This is a genomic window from Novipirellula sp. (assembly GCF_041583735.1).
Taxonomy (GTDB): domain Bacteria; phylum Planctomycetota; class Planctomycetia; order Pirellulales; family Pirellulaceae; genus Novipirellula.
In genome coordinates, this window is sequence record NZ_JBFHFD010000012.1 from 1 (window position 1) to 20,955 (window position 20,955).

The window sequence follows — 20,955 nt, forward strand, 5'->3', positions numbered from 1 at the left end:
CCAGCGATGTATTGGTCGATCCGGGCTCAATTGTGCCGGGCCACCGGATCAGCATCGGAACATGATGACCACCTTCGTAAAGGTCTCGCTTCAGCCCCCGAAACGGCTTGCTCGACCAATGATCGAATTTTTGGTCACGTGCGTAAGCATATTTCTCGGGGCCGTTGTCGGCGGTGAAGATGACTAGCGTGCTGTCTGCTTGGCCCGATTCATCCAGAGCGGTCAACAACCGTCCGATGGCGTCGTCGGTTTCGTAAACAAAATCTCCGTACGGACCCGCGCCCGATTTTCCATCAAACGGATCATTGGGAATGATTGGAGCATGTGGCGATGGAAACGCAAAGTACAAAAAAAATGGCTTGTCGCTCTGCTTGCGTGATTTCAAGAAGTCGACGCCACGCTGTGTGATCGTCGGAATGTTTTGGTAAGGATCCCAATCCGAAGCCATCGGCCCTGGGCGGCATTCCCAGTTGCCCTCTTTGATCGGCTTCCACTTCGATGTGTCCATCATCGTATCGGGAGCTTTGACAACGTGATCATCCTCGATCCAACAATAAGGCGGAAAATTGATCACGGTGTCACCAAAATAAGCATCAAACCCGTGAGCCAGCGGTCCATCGGGAATCGGTTTGTCCCAATCAAAGTCCTCGGGCCCCCAAACTTTGTTGCGTCCTTGCTTCTCGCTCACCGCATTCGGTTTACGAATCGCATCCCAGTCCCAGCCCAAATGCCATTTTCCGATCGCAGCGGTGTCATAACCGACTTGCTGCAACATTTCAGCAAGGGTCAGTCGTTCGGGGGCGAAGACCGAACTACCAAACGCGTTGACAATTCCGTGAAAATCACGCCAATGGTGACGCCCCGTTAACAGGGCATAGCGGCTCGGAGTACAAATTCCCGACGAGGAATGCCCGTCGGTAAATCGCATCCCTTCGTTTGCTAATTGCGACAGATTGGGTGTGGGTATCTTGGAATCAGGGTTGTTGCAACGGAGATCTCCATATCCAAGATCATCGGCGTACAGGATCAGCACGTTCGGTTTCTCTGCCATTGCGGCACCATGCACAACGAAGATGGTCGCAAACAAAAGAGCTGCGTATCTCATGGATTCCCTTTTGGAAAAGTCAGTGGGTTGAGGGGGGAAAAGGAGAAAACGATTCGATCAATCGAGGGACCGGTTAGTGTAGTCGAAATCGGAATGAGTTTGTATTTCACAACGTGTCAACCATTGATCACGAAACAGCGGCGTGGGACAATGATGCGATGACAAACGTCCCCGCGACGTTCGCCGCTGCAGGCACGAAATGACCTGCCACGATCCCCTGACCTACACCTAACGCAAACCCGCCTCGACCTACCTATGACCAAAACACTCTTTTGCGCCGCACTTACACTTGCATTTTCGACAACGCTGTTTTCGTTACCAACCAATGCGGCCGACCTCGGTAAGCTTATCTTTTCGGATGACTTTGAACGGAATGAATCACAAGAACAAGCCGACGAAGTGGGCAACGGTTGGGGCACCAACAGCAAGTCACGCGCGGGGGGAAATAAACAAGTCGATCTTCGTGACGGTGCGATGTACATCTACATTCACAAAGATGCCGACCATGCTGTTTCAGTGACGCACCCTGTAGAATTCCAGAACGGTGCGGTGCAGATGAAATTCATGCTTGAGCACGAGAAAGACACGTTGGGGCTGAACTTTGCTGACCTGCAGTACAAGAAGGTATGGGCGGGTCATTTGTTTAAAGTCACGATCGGCGTCAAGCAAACCGAGATCACCGATCTTAAGACTGGCGTGATGGACCTCAAAACCCGCGAGGCACGACAGAACAAAACCATTTCTGCCGAGCAACAAGCGGAGCTGAAAACAAAGACCAAACGCTTCCCACACAAATTGGAAACGGGAAAATGGTACACCGTGCTTGCCAAAATCAACGGTGATACGCTAACCGTCTCGATTGATGGCAGCGAGGTAGGCTCGTTTGCATCGCCTGGGATCGCCCATCCGACCAAACGGATGCTGCGACTTTCGATCCCCCGAAACGTCGTCGTCGACGATGTGAAGATCTACAACGCACCCTAAAAAGTCGCACCCTAAAAGTCGCACCGTCTTCCAATCCGTTGGCGTGCAGCACGCGTGATCGTTGCGGCGCGAGCGTGCTTACTCTTCGTCGGCTTCCAACATTGCTTGCTCTCGTTCAAGCTCGGCCTTGGAATCGGCGATGGCTTGTTCATCGGCATTATCCATCGCGTTGGTGGGGCCTGTCTCGCCACATCCCGTCATGCAACCCCATGTAAACAAACTGACCACCCGACATAATTCACGAGTCATTCGAGTCTCCATAATCAAACAGCGGAGTTGTGAAAAATCAAGTTAGGAGAGCAAGGGAGATGAAAAAGAAGGTCCTGAAGCGAAATCACTTCAGGACCTCGTTGCTAAAATCAATCAAGCAATGATCTAAAATTCGGAATCAAACGTTTCACGCGTAGCAGGTGTGCCCAGCGATCCCCACGATTCGCAGCACGTCAGTGTTTGGAGGGGTTCGTTCTCGCTAGTAATGCATTATTGCGTGGCCGGTTATGCAGTTGCCGTCCGGAATCACCCAAACAGGCAGCATAATTGGTTCGGCCAAACGCCGGCAAACCAGTCCCAGGGTCACTTGGACAGCGTGACGTTGGCAATTCGGTAACCCACGCCGCATAGTTGATGTTGTCGTTGTTTGTAGGCACTTTGATAGTTGTGGATGCCAAGACATAACTGATTGAATTTGTCGCTGCACCGTCCGCAAAAAAACAGAATGGAGAAAGCCGTTTGTCAAAGACAAAGCCCACATTACAAGCCGGTAAGATGCCGCGTGTCGCGGTTTTGGTGGACACTTCGACCGAATGGGGGCGTGATTTGATTCGGGGGATCACGAGCTACGCTCAGCACCATGGCCCGTGGCAGCTGCAAGTCGAACCACGCGGCCGCGACAACATGTTGCAGCTACCAAGCCAATGGAAAGGGGACGGGATGATCGCTCGTGTCTCAAACCCAAAGATCGCCGCCGACTTACAATCGCGTCACGTTCCCGTCATCAACATCTCGGGAATTGAACTCGAGGGCTATTCGTTTCCTCGAGTCGCGATCGACTACGACGCCACAGCAAAGCTCGCTTCGGAACATTTCAAAGCTCGCGGTTTTCAACGATTTGCCTACGTTGGCCCTTTGCACTACTCGTACATCGAGAAACACGCCGATGCGTTTCAGGATCAGATCGGAGCGGACGTAGCGACGCTGGAACGATTCCACTACATCCACGAATCGATGGGAAGCGAAAAGTGGCGCAAGCAGCGTGCAAGAATCGAAAGTTGGTTGCAACAGCTAGAGAAGCCAATCGCGGTGTTTGCTTGGGGAACATCCGCATCTTGTCAATTATTGGACGCATGTTGGTGCATGAACATCCAGGTTCCCGATGACGTCGCCGTGTTGGCAGGCGCGGAGGACGCATTAATCGCACAAACAACCGTGCCTCCGATGTCTGCGGTGCTGAACCCGTCAAAGCAGATGGGATATCGCGCCGCCGAGCGACTTGCAAACCTCATCAGCGGCGGCAGCGATAGTGGGACGGAGGACAGAATCGCGCCGATTGAGATTGTGACGCGTCAATCCACCGACATTTTGGCAATCAAAGACCCCGAATTGTCCAAGGCGGTTCGGTTTCTTCGTGAAAATGTCTTCACGGAGCTGACAGTGGCCAAGGTCGCAGCATCGGTACCGATGAGTGTCCGCAGCTTGCAAGTCAAATTCCGAGACGCGTTCGGACACCCTCCGCTCGCCGAAATACACCGACTTCGTGTCGCCCGTGTCAAAGAACTGCTTGCTTCGACCGATTTACCCGTTGCCAGCATCGCGCAGGCGACAGGGTTCGGTACCGCCGCCTATATGGCAACAATGTTCAGACGTCAAACAGGGATGACGCCGCTGCAATTCCGATTGGAAACCCGACTGCGGTAATCCGATCGTCAATCGGCATGATTCATGCACACGGCATCTCATTGTCCTATTTTCTAATCGTCCCATTTTCTAATGGTCCCGATTGCCAGCCGCCGTTCGCGTGACGATTGCACCAGCAGCAACGCACCGAAAAAACACGAGCCTTCGAATGAACGAACCGACCGAAGCGGAATTGACTGAGTGGATGAGTGCCGTTCTAGCCAAAGGATGGGAAGGAGTCCGAGCGGGTCAGAACCCCTTCGCAGCAGCGATCTATACGCTGCAAGGCGAGCCCATCACGTGTGAATTTAACCAGGTCAAACGAACGGGGCATCCTTCACGGCACGCTGAGGTTTGTGCGATTGATCGTGCGTGCGAGCAACTTCAGCGAACGACGCTCCAGGACTGCGTGCTGATCAGCTCGGCGGAGCCATGCCCAATGTGTGCCGCGACCGCGGGAATGACACAAATACCGCAGATCGTATACGGCGCCCCCGCCGGCGTGGTTAAACAAGCCGGCTACGGTACTTTAGGACTCGGTTGCCAGTCGTTCTTCGCCGCAGCCAATCCCAGTGCAGTCATTCAGGGTGACATCTTAGCGGACCAATGTTCGCAGTTGTTGCTGCAGAATCCCAAGCCGTGATTCATCGCGGGGAGTTGCATTGGATCACGCTGTTTCCGCGATTGGTTGGTCTTCTTTGATAGGATCACATTCTTGTCCTACCCGGCATGCATCCTCGCCCAACACCGCCGCCAACGGAAACGTGAGCTGAAAGCTTGCGAAGATTTTTCGCTGTACAATCAACAGAGGCACTGCCACGAAGATTCCCGGAATGCCCCACAGGAACCCCCAAAACGCCACCGCGACCAAGACAATGACGGGGCCAACCCGCAATGTTTTCCCCAAAATGGCGGGCGTGATGAACTGACCTTCAATCGCGGTGATTGACCAGAAAGCGGCCGCGGTTAACACGGGGCGGAGCAAGGAATCGAACGTGCTCGCCGCAGCCATGAAGACAAATGCAGTCGCCGCCAATGCACCAACATACGGGATAAAGTTGAACAGTGTTGCCAAAACTCCCCATAACACCGGAGTCGGCATCCCAATCGCCGACATCACAAGCGACACGACGATACCGAGCCCTACATTGATAAAGGTGATCTGAGCGAGATACTTGCCAACGGACTCTTGAATATCGCCAATCTTGTTCAATAGTTCGTGACGGCTATGCTCGTCGGGCATTACATTGAGCACCCGATTGAGAAGATCGTCACCGGACGACAGCATAAAGAAGGTGAGCACAGCGACGGCGGCAATGAAGGCCAGGAAGCGTCCTGTTTTGTTGATCAGCACGCTACGGTCAAGAATTCGCGGCTTCTTTACCGAAACCTCCACTGTCGGCTCCTGCTTCGCAGTAGGCGCCGCTTTGTCGAGTTCCTCTTCGGCTCGATCCAACACCGTCAACGGCTCTTCGATCGCGGCAAAATTTGCCTTGATGTTACTGATACTTTCCGGCGTCGATGCGATCCACGTTTGCGCCGGCGAATACAACATACCGGCGACAATCCCCAAAGTCACGAAGATGCCTAGAATGAGCAACCCGCTGGCGACGGTCTGCGATAATCCCCAATGGCACATACGAGCGGCAATGGGTCGCAACGAAAGATAAGCTAGCGTCGCAATAACAATGGGCACAAACAAACTGCTGGCGACAAACAATGTCCCGCAGACCAAAGTCACCGCAATCAGCCCGACCAAGGCGAGCAAAAGCTTCTGATCAGAAACCGACTCTCCAAACACGCGGCCAGCCGACCGCGGTGAGGATGCGACGTGATCGACCGTGTTAGCTGGATCGGGGCGATTAACGCGACGACGCTCCGGTGCAACGGACGTGTGGCTTTTGTCGCTTCTGAGCGTATCGTCCATTGTCAATGAATCCCCAAAGTTTAATACGACCACGTGACGCTGGCGGTCGCGTTACTAGAAAAGTCGGCAGCCCATCGGTCATCGATCCACCACGGTGAACGAGATGCACCCAGCTCGGCGGGCAACACCGATGGATGCAAATGACATACCGCTGTGGCGCGCGATTTGCGTCGATTGATGTTTCGTTAACCAGAATCGCACGCACACGGGGCTTCCGTATTATGAACTTCTTGAAACAAACATTTTCCGAATTTTCAGAGGACAATTGCAGCACGCTTGCGGCGGCATTGGCGTATTACACCGCGTTTGCCCTGCCACCGCTGCTCTATTTGCTAATGACGGTGCTAACCTTTGGCATGTCCGTGATGTACGACAGCGAGCAAGCAGAGCAGAAGGCTCAAGGCTTGCTGACATCCCAGGCCGCACAGATGATGGGGAACCAAGCGGCGAGTGAACAAATATCGACAATCATCGAAAATCACGAACAGTCGCGAGGAAAGTGGTGGAAAACGCTGCTCAGTTTCGCCGGGATTGTCGTTGGTGCCACCGGCGTGGTTGCGGCACTGCAGGCCGCACTGAATCAGGTTTGGGAGGTAAAACCGGACCCCAAAAACACCGGAATCATGGACATGGTGATGAAACGTATCATGTCGTTCGGGATGATCTTGGGGCTCGGATTCATTCTGCTCGTTTCGCTTGTCGTATCGTCGGTACTTGCCGGGATCGGCGACCAACTCGGGGGCATGTTAGGCATGTCGGGAATCGTAGCTTCGGTGGTCAATTTCGCGGTTCAAGCCCTCGTGGTGTTGGTGATCTTCGCCGCCATTTTCAAATTCATGCCCGACGCGGTGGTCAAGTGGCGTGACGTGTTGGTCGGGGCAATCATCACCACGGCATTGTTTTTGCTCGGGCGTTTTGTCATGCAAATCTACTTTTCGTATAGCGAACCTGGTGCCCAGCTTGGCGCAGCCGCAGCCTCGTTGGCGGTCCTGTTGGTATGGGTCTACTACAGTGCCATGATCGTGTTGCTCGGTGCCGAAGCGACCCAGGTCTATGCAGTTCGTTACGGCGAAGGCATCCGTCCGGAACCCAAAGCGGTCCGCGTGGTCGAGAAGATTGAACGCCCTGGAACCGCAGCGAACTAGCGGCTCCTAGACTGCCGGTCGATCTTGCCAATCGCCCCTGCAGTCCGATCTTGCCGATCGAAGTCTTAGGGCGTAAGCACAAAAAACTCGCCAAGGCAGCAGAATCTATGCTTTTCGCTGCCGATCCCGCTGGGTCGCAGCGACCACCTCCGCCATCGCCGAATCGGGAATCAAGCGGTGCTCGATTGCGATTCGGGCGACATCGATACTGTCGTTTACGATGTACATCGGGACACCCGCCTCATCCGCTTCACGCAAGTAAACGCTGACTCGATCGTCATGGAAACTAGCAAGACCTGGATCGATGTCCCGGATAAAGATGGCTTTGATCCGCGATCCAAATTCCTTGGCTGCGGTTGCATAGAGCCTCGCGTCCTGTTGGCCAGAGTCTCCAAAGAGCACAAACGGCAGCGAGTCAAACTGTTGTAACAAACGTCGCGTTTTGACCAACTTGTGCTCGTGCCCTTCTTTCAAAAACTTGTTTTCATCGAACCCCAAATCCCGCAATAAAATGGGTCCTTTGGGGATTGCGTTGAGTTCAAGGAAGTCTTCAAGCAAATCGTGCAGATTCCATGGCGAGCTGGAGACGTAGAAGATGGGATTCAGCGGATCACTTTGCGTGTTTCCATCGTGCTGCAACACCTCATACAACTTTGCCACACCACATAAGGGAGCTCGCGTACGCGCGTTGCCTAGAAAGGTAAGCTTGGCCATCGTCGCGATATCGATCGCCCCGGTATGCAAAATCGTATCATCGATATCGCTGATGATGCCAAACTTTGCATGATCGGGCACATACATAACATCACACGTGGTCGTGCTTGATTGCGTCGGCGATCCCCGCTCGTCAGCAATCTGCAGCAACGCGGGGGACCAGAAAAGCTGGTCGCCGTCTCCCGTTTCACGCGACAGATCAAAATGGAAGTAGCCTTCATTGTCGCTCACGCTGCTACCCGCACTGCCGCCTGCCGTAGCCTTGATCTGCACGTTGGGCACTTCATCGCTAGCGAATCGACCAATGGCATTGGAGAAGTTATGCCACCACCTGTCACTTTCAAAGTCGGGATCGAGCGGCGGGTTGGTCAGCACGCGGCCGTGTAACCGTATCGCATCACCACTTGCATAACCAATGTAAGGCTGGATTTTCGGCACGCCACTGCGTCCCAGCCGCTTTCGCAGCCGCCGAATTCCCGAGTCCATCACGTCATCGGCAGACGAAGCGGTCTGCGTCAGCCAAGTTTTAAAAACATCTCGCCGATTCGGTGATTCATTGTCGCCGGAGTCGCCAGCCATTGTGCTTTAACCTGTTGCGGAAAGCTCGGAAGCCTTGGAAATAACAGCGTGACAAAGCAAAAGATGTTCCCCCTTCTTGCGGACAAAGTCGTCTTTGATCGATGTTTGTTCGAAAAACCGGGGGTGAAGTGCAATCACTTCCGACGCCGTGAATCGTGTTGACCGTGAATCACAGTCACCTGAACCGAAATCAATCAGACTGAGCGACTAGCGACCATTCTGGGTGAACCATCGTTGGCGGCTTGGCTGCCATTATCAAGTTCTCAGGTTGACGAGCGACCGCGATTGGTTGTCCCTGCCAATCGTGGCACGTTGATTGCGACGTCTAGAGTCGAGGACAGTGCACTAACAGAAATTCACAGCACTTCACAGTGAATGCAACCACGGGGAATGCAACCACGGGGCCTTGGGCTCATGCCTGGAAGCGATCGCGTTTTTGGGTGGCAATAACTTGGAAGTGGCATTTTCAAAACATTACCTTAAACGAGAGAGACGTTATGTCTAGCACTATGGAATCAATTCATGACCGTTACGATGATTTGCGTAATCGAGTCGACGAGTATACCGGCCGCGATCAACCCGACGGGCGCAACCCAGGCATTGGCCGCACTGAATCTGCAATCGCTTTTGTCGCAGCGATCGGTGCCACGTTCGTCGCACGCAATCTGCTCGAGGCGGCTTGGCAAACGACGTTGGACCGTGATCCCCCTAAAAACCCAACCTCACGCGAAGTGGCATGGCGAGACGCGCTGCTATGGGGGGCGGCATCCGGTGCGGTCGTTGGCCTCGCCCGAATCGCCTCGCGACGTGCCAGCAGCGGCGCGTATCGCAGTTGGAGGTCTTAACGACGGTGTCACAGCGCCCACCGGACAAGTTCGCGATTAGCAATTTCGAGTGGCTCGACCCCTTCGAGCCTCACCGCTGGTGTCGCGGCGGTTGGCTACAAACGCTTTCCATCAAATCGCTCCGTCCCGATCTGGACGTCGATCGCTACGAGGGCTGCGTCGCCTTTGATGTCCCCGGCGACCAGACGCCACCCGACGTGCTTAGCGGTTTCTATTTGCCGGTGGCCCGCGAGACGAAGAAACCGACCGTGATCGTTTTTCACGGGATGGGGGGGCATGCGCAAAGCGGGTACATGCGTTCGATGGCCGAGCGACTACTCGCCGCCGGTTATCCGGTCGTGCTGTGGAACAACCGCGGGGCCGGCAGTTCGGCGCGAAATTGTATCCGCTTTCATCACCCAGGCTACACCGACGACATTTCCCTGTTGGTCAATTACTTGCATGAACAGCGAACCGCGTGGACTCGCAACGGGCTTGCAGCGGTCGCGTTCTCATTGGGTGCAAATGTTTTGTTGCGGTATCTTGCCGAAACCGAAGGCAACTGTACCTTCCGTGCCGCTGCCGTCGTCTCGGCACCGCTGGATATGGAGACAACCTCGATCAATTTGCAATCGGGACTGAACCGCATCTTCGATCGCTATCTACTGAAAAAACAGCGTGACGAATTGCTTCGCGAATCCGCCGAATTAACGGACGATGAACGCAATGCCATCCAAAACGCATCGTCGGTTTGGGAGCTAGATGATCGGTTCACTGCAAAGCACCTCGGCTATGACGGTGCGAAGGAGTTTTATCGAGAGAATTCGGCAATCTATGTTCTCGACAAAATAAAGACTCCCACCCTGCTATTTCATGCAGCGGATGATCCGGTGGTGGATGAAACGGTCTTTACCGATCGCGACTGGAGTACCGAGGGACCGCTGTATCCGGCGTTAGCAGTCTCGGGGGGCCATACCGGATTTCTGGATCGTCAAGGGAAACGATGGCACGAGCGTGCCACGACCCGATTCTTCGATGCGATGCTCGATTGAGGAACAGCGTTTGCTTGGACAGCGTTTGCTCGGTACGTGCGGAATCCGACAGCAGAGATTCTCGCTGTCATCCAAAATCGGACATCGATCGTCTCCATCCGCTCCACTTTCCTAACCTCAAGAAAGATCCCTGTAATCATGGCAAAACAAACACAATCTAGCGGCAAAACCAATGTGGGACACGGCGGCGAGCCGCATCAAACTGTCTCGGGCGATGGTGTTCGCTTGACAACAAATCAAGGCCTCGTCATCGCCGACGACCAGAACACTTTGACCGTGGGTGAACGCGGACCGCAGCTACTCGAAGACCATATCATGCGTGAAAAGATCACGCACTTTGATCACGAGCGAATTCCGGAGCGGGTGGTCCACGCCCGCGGCTATGCTGCGCACGGCTATTTCCAAGCCTACAAATCGCACGCGAGTCTGACGAAGGCCGGTTTTCTGCAGGATCCATCGGTGCAGACGCCTGTATTCTGTCGCTTCTCGACCGTCGCCGGTCGTGCCGGTTCGTTCGATACCGCACGTGACGTGCGAGGATTCTCGGTCAAGTTCTATACCGACCAAGGCAACTATGATCTTGTTGGCAACAACATCCCCGTTTTCTTTATCCAAGACGCAATCAAGTTTCCCGATCTCGTTCATAGTGTCAAACCTGAGCCGGATCGTGATTTCCCGCAGGCTCAATCCGCTCACAACACTTTTTGGGATTTTGTCTCGCTCAATTCCGAATCGATGCACATGTTGATGTGGATCATGTCCGACCGCGCCATTCCTCGTTCCTTCCGTATGATGGAAGGATTCGGCGTTCATACCTTTCGAATGATCAACAAAAAGGGCGAATCGAAGTTCGTCAAATTTCATTGGCGTCCTAAACTCGGCACGTTCTCGTTGATTTGGGACGAGGCGGTGAAGATCGGCGGCGCGGATCCCGATTTCCACCGTCGTGATTTATGGAACGCGATTGCGGCCAACGATTTTCCTGAGTGGGAACTCTCGGTCCAAGCGTTTAGTGAAGCGCAGGCCGCCGAGTTTGACTTTGATGTGCTCGACCCCACAAAATTGATTCCCGAAGAACTGGTGCCGTTAACGCCGCTCGGAAAGATGGTGCTCAATCGCAATGTCGACAACTTTTTCGCGGAGACCGAACAGGTGGCTTTTTGTCCTTCGCATGTCGTTCCGGGGATCGATTTCAGCAACGATCCGCTGCTGCAAGGCCGCTTGTTCTCGTATCTCGACACGCAACTTTCGCGACTGGGAAGCCCCAATTTTCACCAGATCCCGGTCAACAAGCCGAAGTGTCCATTCGCTAATTTCCAACGTGACGGGCACATGCAAACCGAAGTGCCAACGGGGCGAGTTGCGAACGAGCCAAACTCACTCGACGATGGGCAACCACGCGAAGATCCCAAGAACGGATTCACTTCATTTGCAGCGGAAGAGTCAGGCAAAAAGTTGCGTATCCGTCCAGAGAGTTTCGCGGATTATTACACGCAAGCTCGATTGTTCTGGAAATCGATGACGGAACCCGAACAACGACATATCGTGGGCGGTTTTGCTTTTGAACTCGGCAAATGTGATGAAATCAAAATCCGCACGCGAATGCTGGGACATCTGAAAAACATTGACAAAAAGTTGGCGGAACAAGTGGCAACCGCACTTGGCATGAAAGGCCAGGGCGATGCAATCAAACCTCGAGGGCCCGTTGGCGATCCTGCGCCATCGAAACCGTTATCACAATCCGCTGCGGCGCCAAAATCATTGTCGGGGAAAAAGATTGGATTGCTACTCACGACGGGAGCCGATGACAACCTACTCAAAGAGATCCGCGAGACGGCTCACGCCGAAGGGGCGATGTTGTCGATTGTCGCTCCGACCGTGGGCGAGATTGAAACGAGTAAGGGTGAAAAGGTGACGCCCGAGCATTTTTTGGCCGGTGCCCCTTCGGTGCTGTTTGACTGCATCATCGTCGCGCCGGCAAAGGAGAAAGCTGATTCATTGGCTCAGCAAGCCGACGCGGTGGACTGGATCCGTAACGCGTTTGCCCATTTGAAGGTGATCGGGTACACCGAGGCAGCGACAGAGTTGTTCGCAAAGGCATCCGTTGCACTCGATGCCGACGACGGCATCGTCAACGTCAGCAATGCAAAGCTCGACAAATTTGTCGAGCAAGCAAAACAGTATCGTGTCTGGATTCGCGAGCCCAAAGTGCGTCCGATGTAATCTGAAGCGAGGCGTGGCACGGATGCCCGCGTTTCCAAATCGAGTCTTTTAGGTGTGGCGGAAGGCATCAAGACCTTGGTTCGATTGGCTCATGATCCCCCGAAACTCTTAGCGAGTTTCGCTTAAGCTACCCATACCTGCGACAATGCCAGGATACGTAGGTGTAAAATGCAGGATAGGTAAGCGAGAGGATTAGCAGTTCCGAAGAGGGACGCGGGTACTGCCACAGAATCGCGATCAACGTGAGCGTCCATAACGCCGCACCGCCCAAAATCCAAATTCGCCACCGCTGGGGTGCCAAGTTGGGATAGATCACCCAGACGGGCATCACCGTCAAAACGGTCAAGCCCCACATCGTGATCGCGGTCAACCACGGACTGTACAGCGAACTGAAAACACCAGCGTACAACGCAAACGCATTCCAGTACGATGGAAACCCACGAAAGAAACCTCGCTGTTCATCTTTGGCATGCACGTGGGCGAAACCGAGCAGACTGGCGGCCATCGCCAACATCACCGTCCATCCGGTACCGAGCGGCAACCATTCCATTCGCCAGATAAGCAGCAAGGGGATAAAGGCGAAAGTTAAATAGTCGATTAAATCGTCAATCGTCCGCCCGTCAATATTGGGGGCAAATCGCTTGACATTGTATTTCCGAGCCAATGGTCCATCGAACGCATCGATCAGCGTCGCCAATAATAACCACAGAAACACAATGCGGGGATCGCAATGGGGCGAGCCGATTTCGCGAACGGCAAGTGCGGCTGGAATGATCCCGGATGCGGTAAAAAAATGCACTCCATAAGCGGCAGCACGACGCGTCAAACCATTTTCGTGTTGCATGAAGGAAATCGATTCGTGCCTGGGCATTGTTTCTGGAGCGGACTGATCAATAACAGCAGCAATAAAAAGAGCAGCGAACTAACCCTCATGAATCGCAGTGCTGAAAACTAATTTTGTTCAACGCTGTGATCACGAAAGTCCGTCCGCTGCCCCCACCACTCTCGTTCTTCATTGCGAGGTCCGTCGCCAGATCGCTGGGTGCGTTTTGTTGTAATCGATAACCATCCGCACTTTACATGACGACGATCAAAGCGTGGATGATACCAATGATCCAGAAGCCCACGATGGTGAGCACCAAATTGAGCCAGAACTGCGTTCCCAATCCCGAGTGCATGAACACAGCGAGAGGTGGCAACAAAAAGGCAAGAATGATTTTAAGTACTTTGTTTTCGTTAACGGCGGTGGTGGCCATCGTTGTTCTCCGGGTTAAAGTAGATTCGAAAAGACGTCAAGCGTGTTGCTTCACGTGGTTACCTCATCAGGAACGCGAATCGTGTGCCACGATTAAACTTTGGACACATTAAATACGCGAAACCATCCTCGCATGATGGAGTGCACCGCGTAACACATCAGCCCAAAGCCGGTCATAGCCAACAAGACCTTGCCGTAGGACTGAGCCGCTATGACTGCCAACGCGTCGGCAAGCCCGGTCACGTCCTCGCTACTTGCTCCCTGAACGGCCGAGTTGAGCAGAAAGCCGCCAATTAGAAGGAAAGCGACACCACGCGTTGCCAACCCAACACGTCCCGAATAAAGAGCGACGGACCGCATTTTCTCACTCATCGCAGCGAGATCGTATTTTTCCATAAACTTTGCCTTATAGGCTTTATAGCCAAACGCAATTCCCGCTCCGACGACGACTGCCCCGACGACGCCTAAGATTGCCCGCCCCCAAAGTGAGCCGAGCAAAAAACTTTGATGTGCATCGGATTGGCCCGAGCTTGTCGCGATTCCGAGTGCCAACGATGCGGCGAAAAAGCCGAGCAATACATAGCTCAACCCGCTGATCACATAACCAATCCGTTTCACGATCCCTTTTGCATCCGTACCATCGCCTTCGGTGTCTTTTCCAGCTTGCACCAATCGCCATGCGGTGTAACCAAACAAACCAATCGCAATCAAGCCAAGCAGAACGCGTCCGAAGGGCTGTTGTCCAATTTCCCGAATCGCCCCTCGTGCGCCTGAGATTTGTCCCCCTGCGCCGATCGCCAATTGAAACGCAAGATAGCCGACGACAAAATAGACAACGCCTTTTGCAATGTAACCAGCACGACCAAGCAACTCGACCCAATGAGGCACGTCGGGAAGTGACGCGGTTTTGAAACCTCGCCATGTCAAAGTGTCATGCGGAGAAGCCGCCAAGGTGGAAGTGGAGGTTGCCATAACAATGGTTCCGTGATTCGGTGGATAAGTGGACTCGATTTCTGCGGCCTCCGAGATTGTCGAGGTGCCGTATTTGCTAGACGCAATCAGTGTGCCGTCGCAATAAAATCCAACAATCACAGGACCGTGACCGGCTAAGCGTTAGCGCCCGATTCGCTCGCCCGATGAATCAATTCTTCCGCCTCTTCGTGATCCTCCTGCGTATCGGCCATTGCGGGCTGTTCGTGTTTCTTCTCGGGTTCGAGTTGCAGTTGGATCAGAATCGGAAAATGGTCCGATCCCACCTCACGCAGACGCTGAATTGCTCGCACGGTAAAGTGTCGCGAGTGGAATATGTGATCCAGCGGAAAGCGGAACCAAACATGTTGAGCATGAAAAGTATTGAAGAAACCACGACCGCGGCGAGGGTCCAATAGATTGCTGATCTGCAGGAACAATCGCGTCGTTCTTGACCACGCGACATCGTTCAGATCGCCACCGACGATCACTGGCAGCGTCTCCTCACGCAACGCTTCGGCATGCAGCAACAACTCCGCATCACGTGGAACGGAATCTTGATCCCGCACCGGTTCCGGCGGTCGCGGATGAACACCCACAACCCGAATCAACTCGCCCGATTTGATTCGAATGACGGCGTCAATCGAAGGTATGTCCGACTGTACCAAATTGCGGATTTCAGAAGACTCGATCACAAAGCGGGAGGCCAGAATCATGCCATAGCAGTTCTCTTGCGGACACGCGATCACGTGCGGATAGGTTGTCGACAAGGATTCAAGTGCGTCCGCCCAGCGTTGATTTACCTCTAACGCCACAATGACATCGGGATCGACATCGCGGATTGTGCTCAACCACCCTTCGTGCTGCTGATTTTCCTGCAACAGATTCGAGACCACGATGCGGATCGAGCGATCATCGTTGATGTGCTCAGTCGACAGCGACTGGCGTGGGGCGATTCGGGTGTAAGGGAAAATGCGGATCCCATGCCAGATCATCAAAAAAACGAAGAGCGTCACCATCACAACGTCGGTGATCGTGCCAATCGGTTTCGCAAATATCGCATGGCTGATGAAATAGGCAACCGTGATGACGAAGCTAAGACCCACGATCTGAGTGCGAGGAAAATCCCAGCCGCGAACAAACCAATGAGGATGGTTACTCAAGTTCAGCAGGGAACCAGCCACGAGCGCAGCCATGACGATGATGCATAGGGTACTGATAATGGTGGTGATCATAGGAAAGGCCTCGGGATGTCGCCAAAGTCTGCTGGAGCGAATCCTGTTCCGAGCGACGGAACTTTCAAACGAGATCGCTGGAATTCACCGTCAACCATTTTTACACTGGTCGTGGACAAGGATCTGCCATAACAGCGTGCCACCAAGGATGACGGAAAGCAGCAAAAAGAGTGAAGCAAACGCCGGATATCCGAACACCATCCAACCTGTCTGCATCGACATCATCCTGGACGCTGCCAGAATCAAGGCGGCGATTACCAAGCCCGCGGTGATCCGATTCGCTATTTTTTGCATCCCCGTGATGATTTTGTCCTCATCAAGCGAATCGACTTGCACACGAAAGTCGCTTTCGGCAATACGCCGACTAATCTCGTTCATTCGCGACGGCAAATTCTGAATCAAATCAGCAGATTCGATGATCGCTTGATAAGCATCGTTTAGCGACAGTCGCTGTGACCCATGTTGGCCCACCACATGGTTTGCGTGGTCGCGAATCGCTTGAGTCGGATTGAACTTGGGGTCAAGCAGCTTGACGACTTTGTCAAGGTTCATCAACGTTTTACCGAGCATCGTGACTTCGTTCGGTAGAATAATTCCCGCGTCACAGGCCGCCCCTTGCACATCCATGATCATGCGGCCCGCGTTCAGCTCCTCGATCGCTGCGCCATGACCAACCGAAAAGACTTCCGCGATACGGCGTTGCAGTCGATCTCGATCATATCGCGTCGACTTTTCACCGATGTGATGAGCGATCTGGGCGGCGGTTTGAGCGTCGCCGTTCCCGACCGCTAAGAGTAACTTCAGCAAATCACGCTGCATCGCCGGAGCCACATGAACGACCAACCCGAAATCAAGTAACGCAATCCGGCGGTCTTGCGTCAGCCATAAATTGCCGGGGTGCGGATCGGCGTGGAAATGGCCATCCACGAGAATCTGATGCAAGTAAGCCGCGAAAATTTCGTCTGCAAGCTGGTGTCCGTCGAGCTCCAACAGCACCACAGGGCTAACGTCAGTGATTTTGACTCCCGAAACCCGCTCCATCACAAGCACGCGCTGGCGACAAAGATCCATCACAGGTTCAGGAATCGCGATCGAACGAAAGTCAGCGAGCGAGTTCTTCAATCGCATCGCATTTCCCGCTTCTCGCCGGTAATCCAGTTCGCTGAGGATCGACTTCTTGAGCGTCGCAACCAAGTTAACCAGCTGATACCTTTCACCAAACTCCGTCGATGAGTGCAGCAAAGCCGCCAATTCTTCAAGCGCCCGCAGATCATCGTCAAGATCGGGCTGCAAATCAGGTCGCTGGACTTTGACAATCACCTCTCGGCCGTCGCGAAGTGTCGCGTGATGGACTTGTCCCAGCGATGCAGTGGCTGCGGGACACTCGTCGATTTTCGCAAAAATCTTGTTTGGATCCGTTTGAAATTCACTTGCTAATAATTCACGAACGTCCCGCCACGGTACCGCCTCGTTGTCATCCTGCAGTCGCGAAAGCGCCTCGAGATAAGGCTCAGGCAAAAAGTCGCCTCGTGTCGAAAGTAGCTGGCCGAGCTTGATGAAGGCCGGACCGAGTCGTTCGAGATCACTCGCCAATTCGTCGGGCGTTGCCGTGTCGCTACGGACGAGACCATCACGGTCGTCGGCCTCCAAATTGATCCCCGTCGATTTCAGCAGGTCGCCATGGCCGTACTTGTGCAATAGCAACGCGATGTCTTTGTAGCGTCGCAGATATTTGGTTTGCAGTGGAATCATGGGAAACTCGTTTCGTTCCAGTCCAGTGTTGTTTCAATGAGGTTCGTCTTGGTTGGATCTGCAGCGGCGTCACCCTGTGCTAGAACGTTCCAGCGGCCTTCGCATGCGGTGATCGACGTCAACAAACAAGGACGTCAACAAACAAGGACGTCAACAAGTTAGGGGGAGCAGTTCTCATGCCGCCCCAAAATTTCGCGGCGCATGATTGCATGTGGGAGACTTTTTCAGCGTGAGTCTGGATCACTCCGCCGCAGCATGTCGCCGGTTTTGGCACGTCAATTGCTCGAAATTCGGCACCAGAGCAAATTCGGCATCAGTGCGAATTATGTGCGGTGACAGGTAGCCGCCGCGGGGGCGCATGCCCAATCACGATCGATGTCTCACACTGCCTTTCCAGGAACATCACCTCTTCGTAGGAGCGTCACCAACCACACCCTCTGAACGATTTCCCTCGCCCTGCTTTCATCCTGATATATTTCATCCTGATATAGTCGCGGCAGAGCACCGCTGCGATCCACTGAATCATCCACCCGCAGACGACCAAGTCGGCGACCACGGCGCACCGTGGAGTGCTGCGAACGCACGCAACTGGCCAAACGGGTCAATCGCAGCCACGTCGGCTTGGTGTCGCGGGACCAGCAACCGAATCGAAGTATCTCGCTGAGGTTGTCATACGAATTGCCACCTAGATGGACGGCGGATGCCACTTTAGAATCGAATCTCTCCTAGATGCTTCTGGACCGCAGAGGCACGAGACTGAAAAATTGAATTGTCGGATGGAAAAGCGGCATGAATGACGGTGACGATCGGTCAAATAACGCGATGGCGGACGAATCCCCTTCGCTTCCCAAAGTATTGACGGGAATCCAAGGGTTTGACGAGATTTCGGGGGGCGGTTTGCCAGCAGGGCGGCCCACGTTGGTGTGTGGTAGCGCAGGATGCGGCAAGTCGCTCTTTGGCATGGAATTCCTCGTTCGCGGCGCGACTGAGTTCGACGAGCCAGGAGTCTTTGTTTCCTTTGAGGAAACGGAGCATGAATTGACCGCGAATGTCAGCTCGCTGGGATTCAACCTGCCCGAATTGATTCAAAACAACAAGATGGCGATCGACTACGTTCGCGTCGAACGAAGTGAAATCGAAGAAAATGGTGAATATGATCTCGAGGGATTGTTCATTCGCCTGGGGTACGCCATTGACTCGATTGGCGCGAAACGCATTGTCTTGGACACCATCGAGACACTCTTTAGCGGGCTCTCGAATCTTGCCATCGTACGCTCTGAATTGCGACGTTTGTTTCGCTGGCTGAAGGAAAAGGGGGTCACGGCGGTCATCACCGGCGAACGTGGCGATGGTCAATTGACACGGCAAGGCCTCGAAGAATACGTCTCGGATTGCGTCGTCATCCTCGACCATCGGATCATCGATCAGGTATCGACACGCCAGTTAAGGATCGTCAAATATCGCGGAACGTCCCATGGAACCAACGAGTATCCGTTTTTGATCGACCAGGAGGGCATTGTAGTAATGCCGTTGTCCTCGATCAGCCTGAACCACACCGTTTCGGCAGACCGGATTTCATCGGGGATCGACGCCGTCGATGAAATGCTTGGTGGCAAAGGGTTTTATCGAGGCAGCAGCGTGTTGGTCTCGGGAACGGCGGGCTGCGGAAAATCATCGCTGGCCGCTCATCTGACACACGCAGCTTGTCGTCGCAACGAACGAGTGCTGTACATCGCGATGGAGGAGTCGCCCGACCAAATCGTGCGAAACATGCGTTCCATCGGGCTCGATTTAGCTCCCTTTATTTCCAAGCGATTGCTGCAAGTCCATTCCATTCGTGCGACATCCAGCGGGATCGAGCAGCATTTAGTCCAGTTTTACAAGATGGTCCAACGTTTCCAACCAAGCGTGGTGGTGGTTGACCCCATCAGCAGCCTTGAGCGTGGAGGAACCTACATCGACGCCACTTCGATGGTCACACGTCTGGTCGATTTTTTGAAAACCGAAGGCCCTACCGCCTTTCTAACGAGTCTGACCAGCGGGGATGCGGCGATTGAGAAAACCAGTTTGGAAATTTCTTCACTCGTCGATTCATGGTTGCTGTTGCGAGATGTCGAATCCGAAGGTGAACGCCACCGAGTGCTATACGTGTTAAAATCGCGAGGAATGGCTCATTCTCATCAACTCCGGCCGTTCCAGATCACCGACAATGGGATCGTGCTGTCGGGCGGTCAATCGAAATATCAATGATTTTGTCGTCACGGTGGTTTGCAATGTGCAATAACCAAATTCGTGATGTTCTATTCTAAACATTCTTTCTAAACCCCCTGCGTCTTTTGCCAAGCCATCGCCCTACGGGATCCCCCCTCATGGAATCGTTCGAATCACTCACGCAAAACGTTGACCCGGCGACCGCCGAAGCGGTGGAGCGATGGGAACTTCGGCTCTATGTGGCGGGTAAAACTCAGAAATCGGTGACCGCATTTAACAATCTCAAGCGGTTATGCGAAGAACACCTCAAAGGCCGTTACAGTATCGAAGTCATCGATCTGGTTGAAAGACCCCAGCTCGCTGCGGGGGATCAAATTGTCGCGGTCCCCACGGTGGTACGAAAATTGCCCGAACCCCTCTGTCGTCTGGTAGGTGATTTGCGAAATACGGAAAAAGCTTTGGTCGGGCTGCAACTGCGGCCGCTGCCAACCGTCGACAACGCCTAGCAACTTGATGGAGGGCGTGTTGCGAGCCGCGTGCTAATGATTTTCGTCGCGGAACGAACGCCCGCGTTGCAGCCAGCAAGAAGGTTCAAAGTTAAACCGGGTGCCTCGCGCCGAAGGCTGCTTGATGCGGAAGAGGTTGGTTTCCTCGTTCCTTAGGCACGGCAACCGCTTTGGTAATTGAAATTAGCATGACGCTAATTTGACATGAGAGTCGTTTGTAAAGTGAGCGAATGGACAACAGCCTGAACGATCAGCGACCACCTGTACCCGCGTGGGACGAGGGCACCGACGGTGGTTCGCCACGTTTCATCTTGCGTTTGTATGTAACGGGGATGACGCCGCGGTCGCTTCGCGCGATCGCGCAAATGACATCGATTTGTTCGGAATACTTGCCAGACCGCCACGATCTTGAGATCATCGATATCTATCAACATCCCTCCTTGGCAAGCCAAGATCAAATTATCGCTTCACCGACGTTGCTAAAGACTAGCCCGCCGCCGGAAATCCGGTTGATAGGGGAACTATCCAATCGACAAAGAGTCTTGAGCTCACTGGGCATCGCGGGATCGGAATAAGTTCAG

General features: G+C 53.7%; 19 protein-coding genes. 10 read left to right on the forward strand and 9 right to left on the reverse strand.

The window, feature by feature from the left end; translation table 11 throughout:
- Window positions 1-1,051, reverse strand: a 1,051-nt coding sequence (locus ABX962_RS02135; RefSeq protein ID WP_372716228.1) for an arylsulfatase, incomplete at its 3' end; no start/stop codon positions are given.
- 309 nt (window positions 1,052-1,360) lie between these two features.
- Between ABX962_RS02135 and ABX962_RS02140 the strand changes: the two genes are divergently transcribed.
- Entirely contained in the window at window positions 1,361-2,089 is a 729-nt protein-coding gene (locus tag ABX962_RS02140) for a hypothetical protein (RefSeq protein ID WP_372716175.1), read from the forward strand.
- 78 nt (window positions 2,090-2,167) lie between these two features.
- Here the strand turns inward: ABX962_RS02140 and ABX962_RS02145 are convergent, their stop codons facing one another.
- A complete protein-coding gene (locus tag ABX962_RS02145; RefSeq protein WP_372716176.1) occupies window positions 2,168-2,338 on the reverse strand; it encodes a hypothetical protein in 171 nt (56 codons plus the stop codon).
- Between the two features lie 480 nt (window positions 2,339-2,818).
- Here ABX962_RS02145 and ABX962_RS02150 point away from each other — a divergent pair, with 480 nt between their 5' ends.
- Window positions 2,819-4,003 carry a substrate-binding domain-containing protein gene (locus tag ABX962_RS02150; protein ID WP_372716178.1) on the forward strand — a complete coding sequence of 395 codons (1,185 nt, stop codon included), beginning with the start codon at window positions 2,819-2,821 and terminating at the stop codon, window positions 4,001-4,003.
- A 148-nt stretch (window positions 4,004-4,151) separates the two neighbouring features.
- Window positions 4,152-4,625 (forward strand): nucleoside deaminase, encoded by a 474-nt coding sequence (locus tag ABX962_RS02155; RefSeq protein WP_372716180.1) that lies wholly within the window; start codon window positions 4,152-4,154, stop codon window positions 4,623-4,625.
- Window positions 4,626-4,649: 24 nt separating this feature from the next.
- Here the strand turns inward: ABX962_RS02155 and ABX962_RS02160 are convergent, their stop codons facing one another.
- The gene (locus ABX962_RS02160) at window positions 4,650-5,909 is read right to left on the reverse strand and encodes an AI-2E family transporter (protein WP_372716182.1); all 1,260 of its coding nucleotides are present in this window, start codon (window positions 5,907-5,909) and stop codon (window positions 4,650-4,652) included.
- Window positions 5,910-6,130: 221 nt separating this feature from the next.
- Here ABX962_RS02160 and ABX962_RS02165 point away from each other — a divergent pair, with 221 nt between their 5' ends.
- Window positions 6,131-7,054, forward strand: a complete 924-nt coding sequence (locus tag ABX962_RS02165; RefSeq protein ID WP_372716184.1) for a YihY/virulence factor BrkB family protein — start codon at window positions 6,131-6,133, stop codon at window positions 7,052-7,054.
- A 105-nt stretch (window positions 7,055-7,159) separates the two neighbouring features.
- Here ABX962_RS02165 and ABX962_RS02170 read toward each other — a convergent pair whose 3' ends face one another.
- The gene (locus ABX962_RS02170; RefSeq protein WP_372716186.1) at window positions 7,160-8,347 is read right to left on the reverse strand and encodes an App1 family protein; all 1,188 of its coding nucleotides are present in this window, start codon (window positions 8,345-8,347) and stop codon (window positions 7,160-7,162) included.
- 497 nt (window positions 8,348-8,844) lie between these two features.
- Here ABX962_RS02170 and ABX962_RS02175 point away from each other — a divergent pair, with 497 nt between their 5' ends.
- The 3 genes from ABX962_RS02175 to ABX962_RS02185 all read left to right on the forward strand — a co-directional run bounded on the left by ABX962_RS02175 (window position 8,845) and on the right by ABX962_RS02185 (window position 12,446).
- A complete protein-coding gene (locus tag ABX962_RS02175) occupies window positions 8,845-9,192 on the forward strand; it encodes a DUF4235 domain-containing protein (RefSeq protein ID WP_372716188.1) in 348 nt (115 codons plus the stop codon).
- A 5-nt stretch (window positions 9,193-9,197) separates the two neighbouring features.
- Window positions 9,198-10,223, forward strand: coding sequence for a YheT family hydrolase (locus ABX962_RS02180; RefSeq protein WP_372716190.1), 1,026 nt, complete (start codon window positions 9,198-9,200; stop codon window positions 10,221-10,223).
- Between the two features lie 138 nt (window positions 10,224-10,361).
- Window positions 10,362-12,446, forward strand: a complete 2,085-nt coding sequence (locus ABX962_RS02185) for a catalase (RefSeq protein WP_372716192.1) — start codon at window positions 10,362-10,364, stop codon at window positions 12,444-12,446.
- A 127-nt stretch (window positions 12,447-12,573) separates the two neighbouring features.
- On the opposite strand, the gene ABX962_RS02190 is transcribed toward ABX962_RS02185, so the two are convergent.
- The 5 genes from ABX962_RS02190 to ABX962_RS02210 all read right to left on the reverse strand — a co-directional run bounded on the left by ABX962_RS02190 (window position 12,574) and on the right by ABX962_RS02210 (window position 17,657).
- Window positions 12,574-13,290 carry a phosphatidylcholine/phosphatidylserine synthase gene (locus tag ABX962_RS02190; RefSeq protein ID WP_372716193.1) on the reverse strand — a complete coding sequence of 239 codons (717 nt, stop codon included), beginning with the start codon at window positions 13,288-13,290 and terminating at the stop codon, window positions 12,574-12,576.
- Between the two features lie 232 nt (window positions 13,291-13,522).
- Window positions 13,523-13,702 (reverse strand): YqaE/Pmp3 family membrane protein, encoded by a 180-nt coding sequence (locus ABX962_RS02195; RefSeq protein ID WP_339939855.1) that lies wholly within the window; start codon window positions 13,700-13,702, stop codon window positions 13,523-13,525.
- 92 nt (window positions 13,703-13,794) lie between these two features.
- A complete protein-coding gene (locus ABX962_RS02200; RefSeq protein ID WP_372716195.1) occupies window positions 13,795-14,673 on the reverse strand; it encodes a DUF1206 domain-containing protein in 879 nt (292 codons plus the stop codon).
- A gap of 134 nt (window positions 14,674-14,807) precedes the next feature.
- A complete protein-coding gene (locus tag ABX962_RS02205) occupies window positions 14,808-15,905 on the reverse strand; it encodes an endonuclease/exonuclease/phosphatase family protein (RefSeq protein ID WP_372716197.1) in 1,098 nt (365 codons plus the stop codon).
- A 90-nt stretch (window positions 15,906-15,995) separates the two neighbouring features.
- A complete protein-coding gene (locus tag ABX962_RS02210; RefSeq protein ID WP_372716199.1) occupies window positions 15,996-17,657 on the reverse strand; it encodes an ABC1 kinase family protein in 1,662 nt (553 codons plus the stop codon).
- Between the two features lie 789 nt (window positions 17,658-18,446).
- Here ABX962_RS02210 and kaiC point away from each other — a divergent pair.
- The 3 genes from kaiC to ABX962_RS02225 all read left to right on the forward strand — a co-directional run bounded on the left by kaiC (window position 18,447) and on the right by ABX962_RS02225 (window position 20,949).
- On the forward strand, window positions 18,447-19,907 hold the full coding sequence (gene kaiC, locus ABX962_RS02215) for a circadian clock protein KaiC (RefSeq protein ID WP_372716201.1): 1,461 nt from the start codon (window positions 18,447-18,449) through the stop codon (window positions 19,905-19,907).
- Window positions 19,908-20,026: 119 nt separating this feature from the next.
- Window positions 20,027-20,374 (forward strand): circadian clock KaiB family protein, encoded by a 348-nt coding sequence (locus ABX962_RS02220; protein ID WP_372716203.1) that lies wholly within the window; start codon window positions 20,027-20,029, stop codon window positions 20,372-20,374.
- Between the two features lie 230 nt (window positions 20,375-20,604).
- On the forward strand, window positions 20,605-20,949 hold the full coding sequence (locus ABX962_RS02225) for a circadian clock KaiB family protein (protein ID WP_372716204.1): 345 nt from the start codon (window positions 20,605-20,607) through the stop codon (window positions 20,947-20,949).
- The last annotated feature ends 6 nt before the right edge of the window (window positions 20,950-20,955 follow it).

What these genes read in the sequence shown, in the direction of transcription:
- ABX962_RS02140 (WP_372716175.1), top strand. Translation starts at nt 1,361, where the DNA reads ATGACCAAAACACTCTTTTGCGCCGCACTTACACTTGCATTTTCGACA.
- ABX962_RS02145 (WP_372716176.1), bottom strand. Translation starts at nt 2,338, where the DNA reads ATGACTCGTGAATTATGTCGGGTGGTCAGTTTGTTTACATGGGGTTGC.
- ABX962_RS02155 (WP_372716180.1), top strand. Translation starts at nt 4,152, where the DNA reads ATGAACGAACCGACCGAAGCGGAATTGACTGAGTGGATGAGTGCCGTT.
- ABX962_RS02160 (WP_372716182.1), bottom strand. Translation starts at nt 5,909, where the DNA reads ATGGACGATACGCTCAGAAGCGACAAAAGCCACACGTCCGTTGCACCG.
- ABX962_RS02165 (WP_372716184.1), top strand. Translation starts at nt 6,131, where the DNA reads ATGAACTTCTTGAAACAAACATTTTCCGAATTTTCAGAGGACAATTGC.
- ABX962_RS02170 (WP_372716186.1), bottom strand. Translation starts at nt 8,347, where the DNA reads ATGGCTGGCGACTCCGGCGACAATGAATCACCGAATCGGCGAGATGTT.
- ABX962_RS02175 (WP_372716188.1), top strand. Translation starts at nt 8,845, where the DNA reads ATGTCTAGCACTATGGAATCAATTCATGACCGTTACGATGATTTGCGT.
- ABX962_RS02185 (WP_372716192.1), top strand. Translation starts at nt 10,362, where the DNA reads ATGGCAAAACAAACACAATCTAGCGGCAAAACCAATGTGGGACACGGC.
- ABX962_RS02190 (WP_372716193.1), bottom strand. Translation starts at nt 13,290, where the DNA reads ATGCAACACGAAAATGGTTTGACGCGTCGTGCTGCCGCTTATGGAGTG.
- ABX962_RS02195 (WP_339939855.1), bottom strand. Translation starts at nt 13,702, where the DNA reads ATGGCCACCACCGCCGTTAACGAAAACAAAGTACTTAAAATCATTCTT.
- ABX962_RS02200 (WP_372716195.1), bottom strand. Translation starts at nt 14,673, where the DNA reads ATGGCAACCTCCACTTCCACCTTGGCGGCTTCTCCGCATGACACTTTG.
- ABX962_RS02205 (WP_372716197.1), bottom strand. Translation starts at nt 15,905, where the DNA reads ATGATCACCACCATTATCAGTACCCTATGCATCATCGTCATGGCTGCG.
- ABX962_RS02210 (WP_372716199.1), bottom strand. Translation starts at nt 17,657, where the DNA reads ATGATTCCACTGCAAACCAAATATCTGCGACGCTACAAAGACATCGCG.
- kaiC (WP_372716201.1), top strand. Translation starts at nt 18,447, where the DNA reads ATGAATGACGGTGACGATCGGTCAAATAACGCGATGGCGGACGAATCC.
- ABX962_RS02220 (WP_372716203.1), top strand. Translation starts at nt 20,027, where the DNA reads ATGGAATCGTTCGAATCACTCACGCAAAACGTTGACCCGGCGACCGCC.
- ABX962_RS02225 (WP_372716204.1), top strand. Translation starts at nt 20,605, where the DNA reads ATGGACAACAGCCTGAACGATCAGCGACCACCTGTACCCGCGTGGGAC.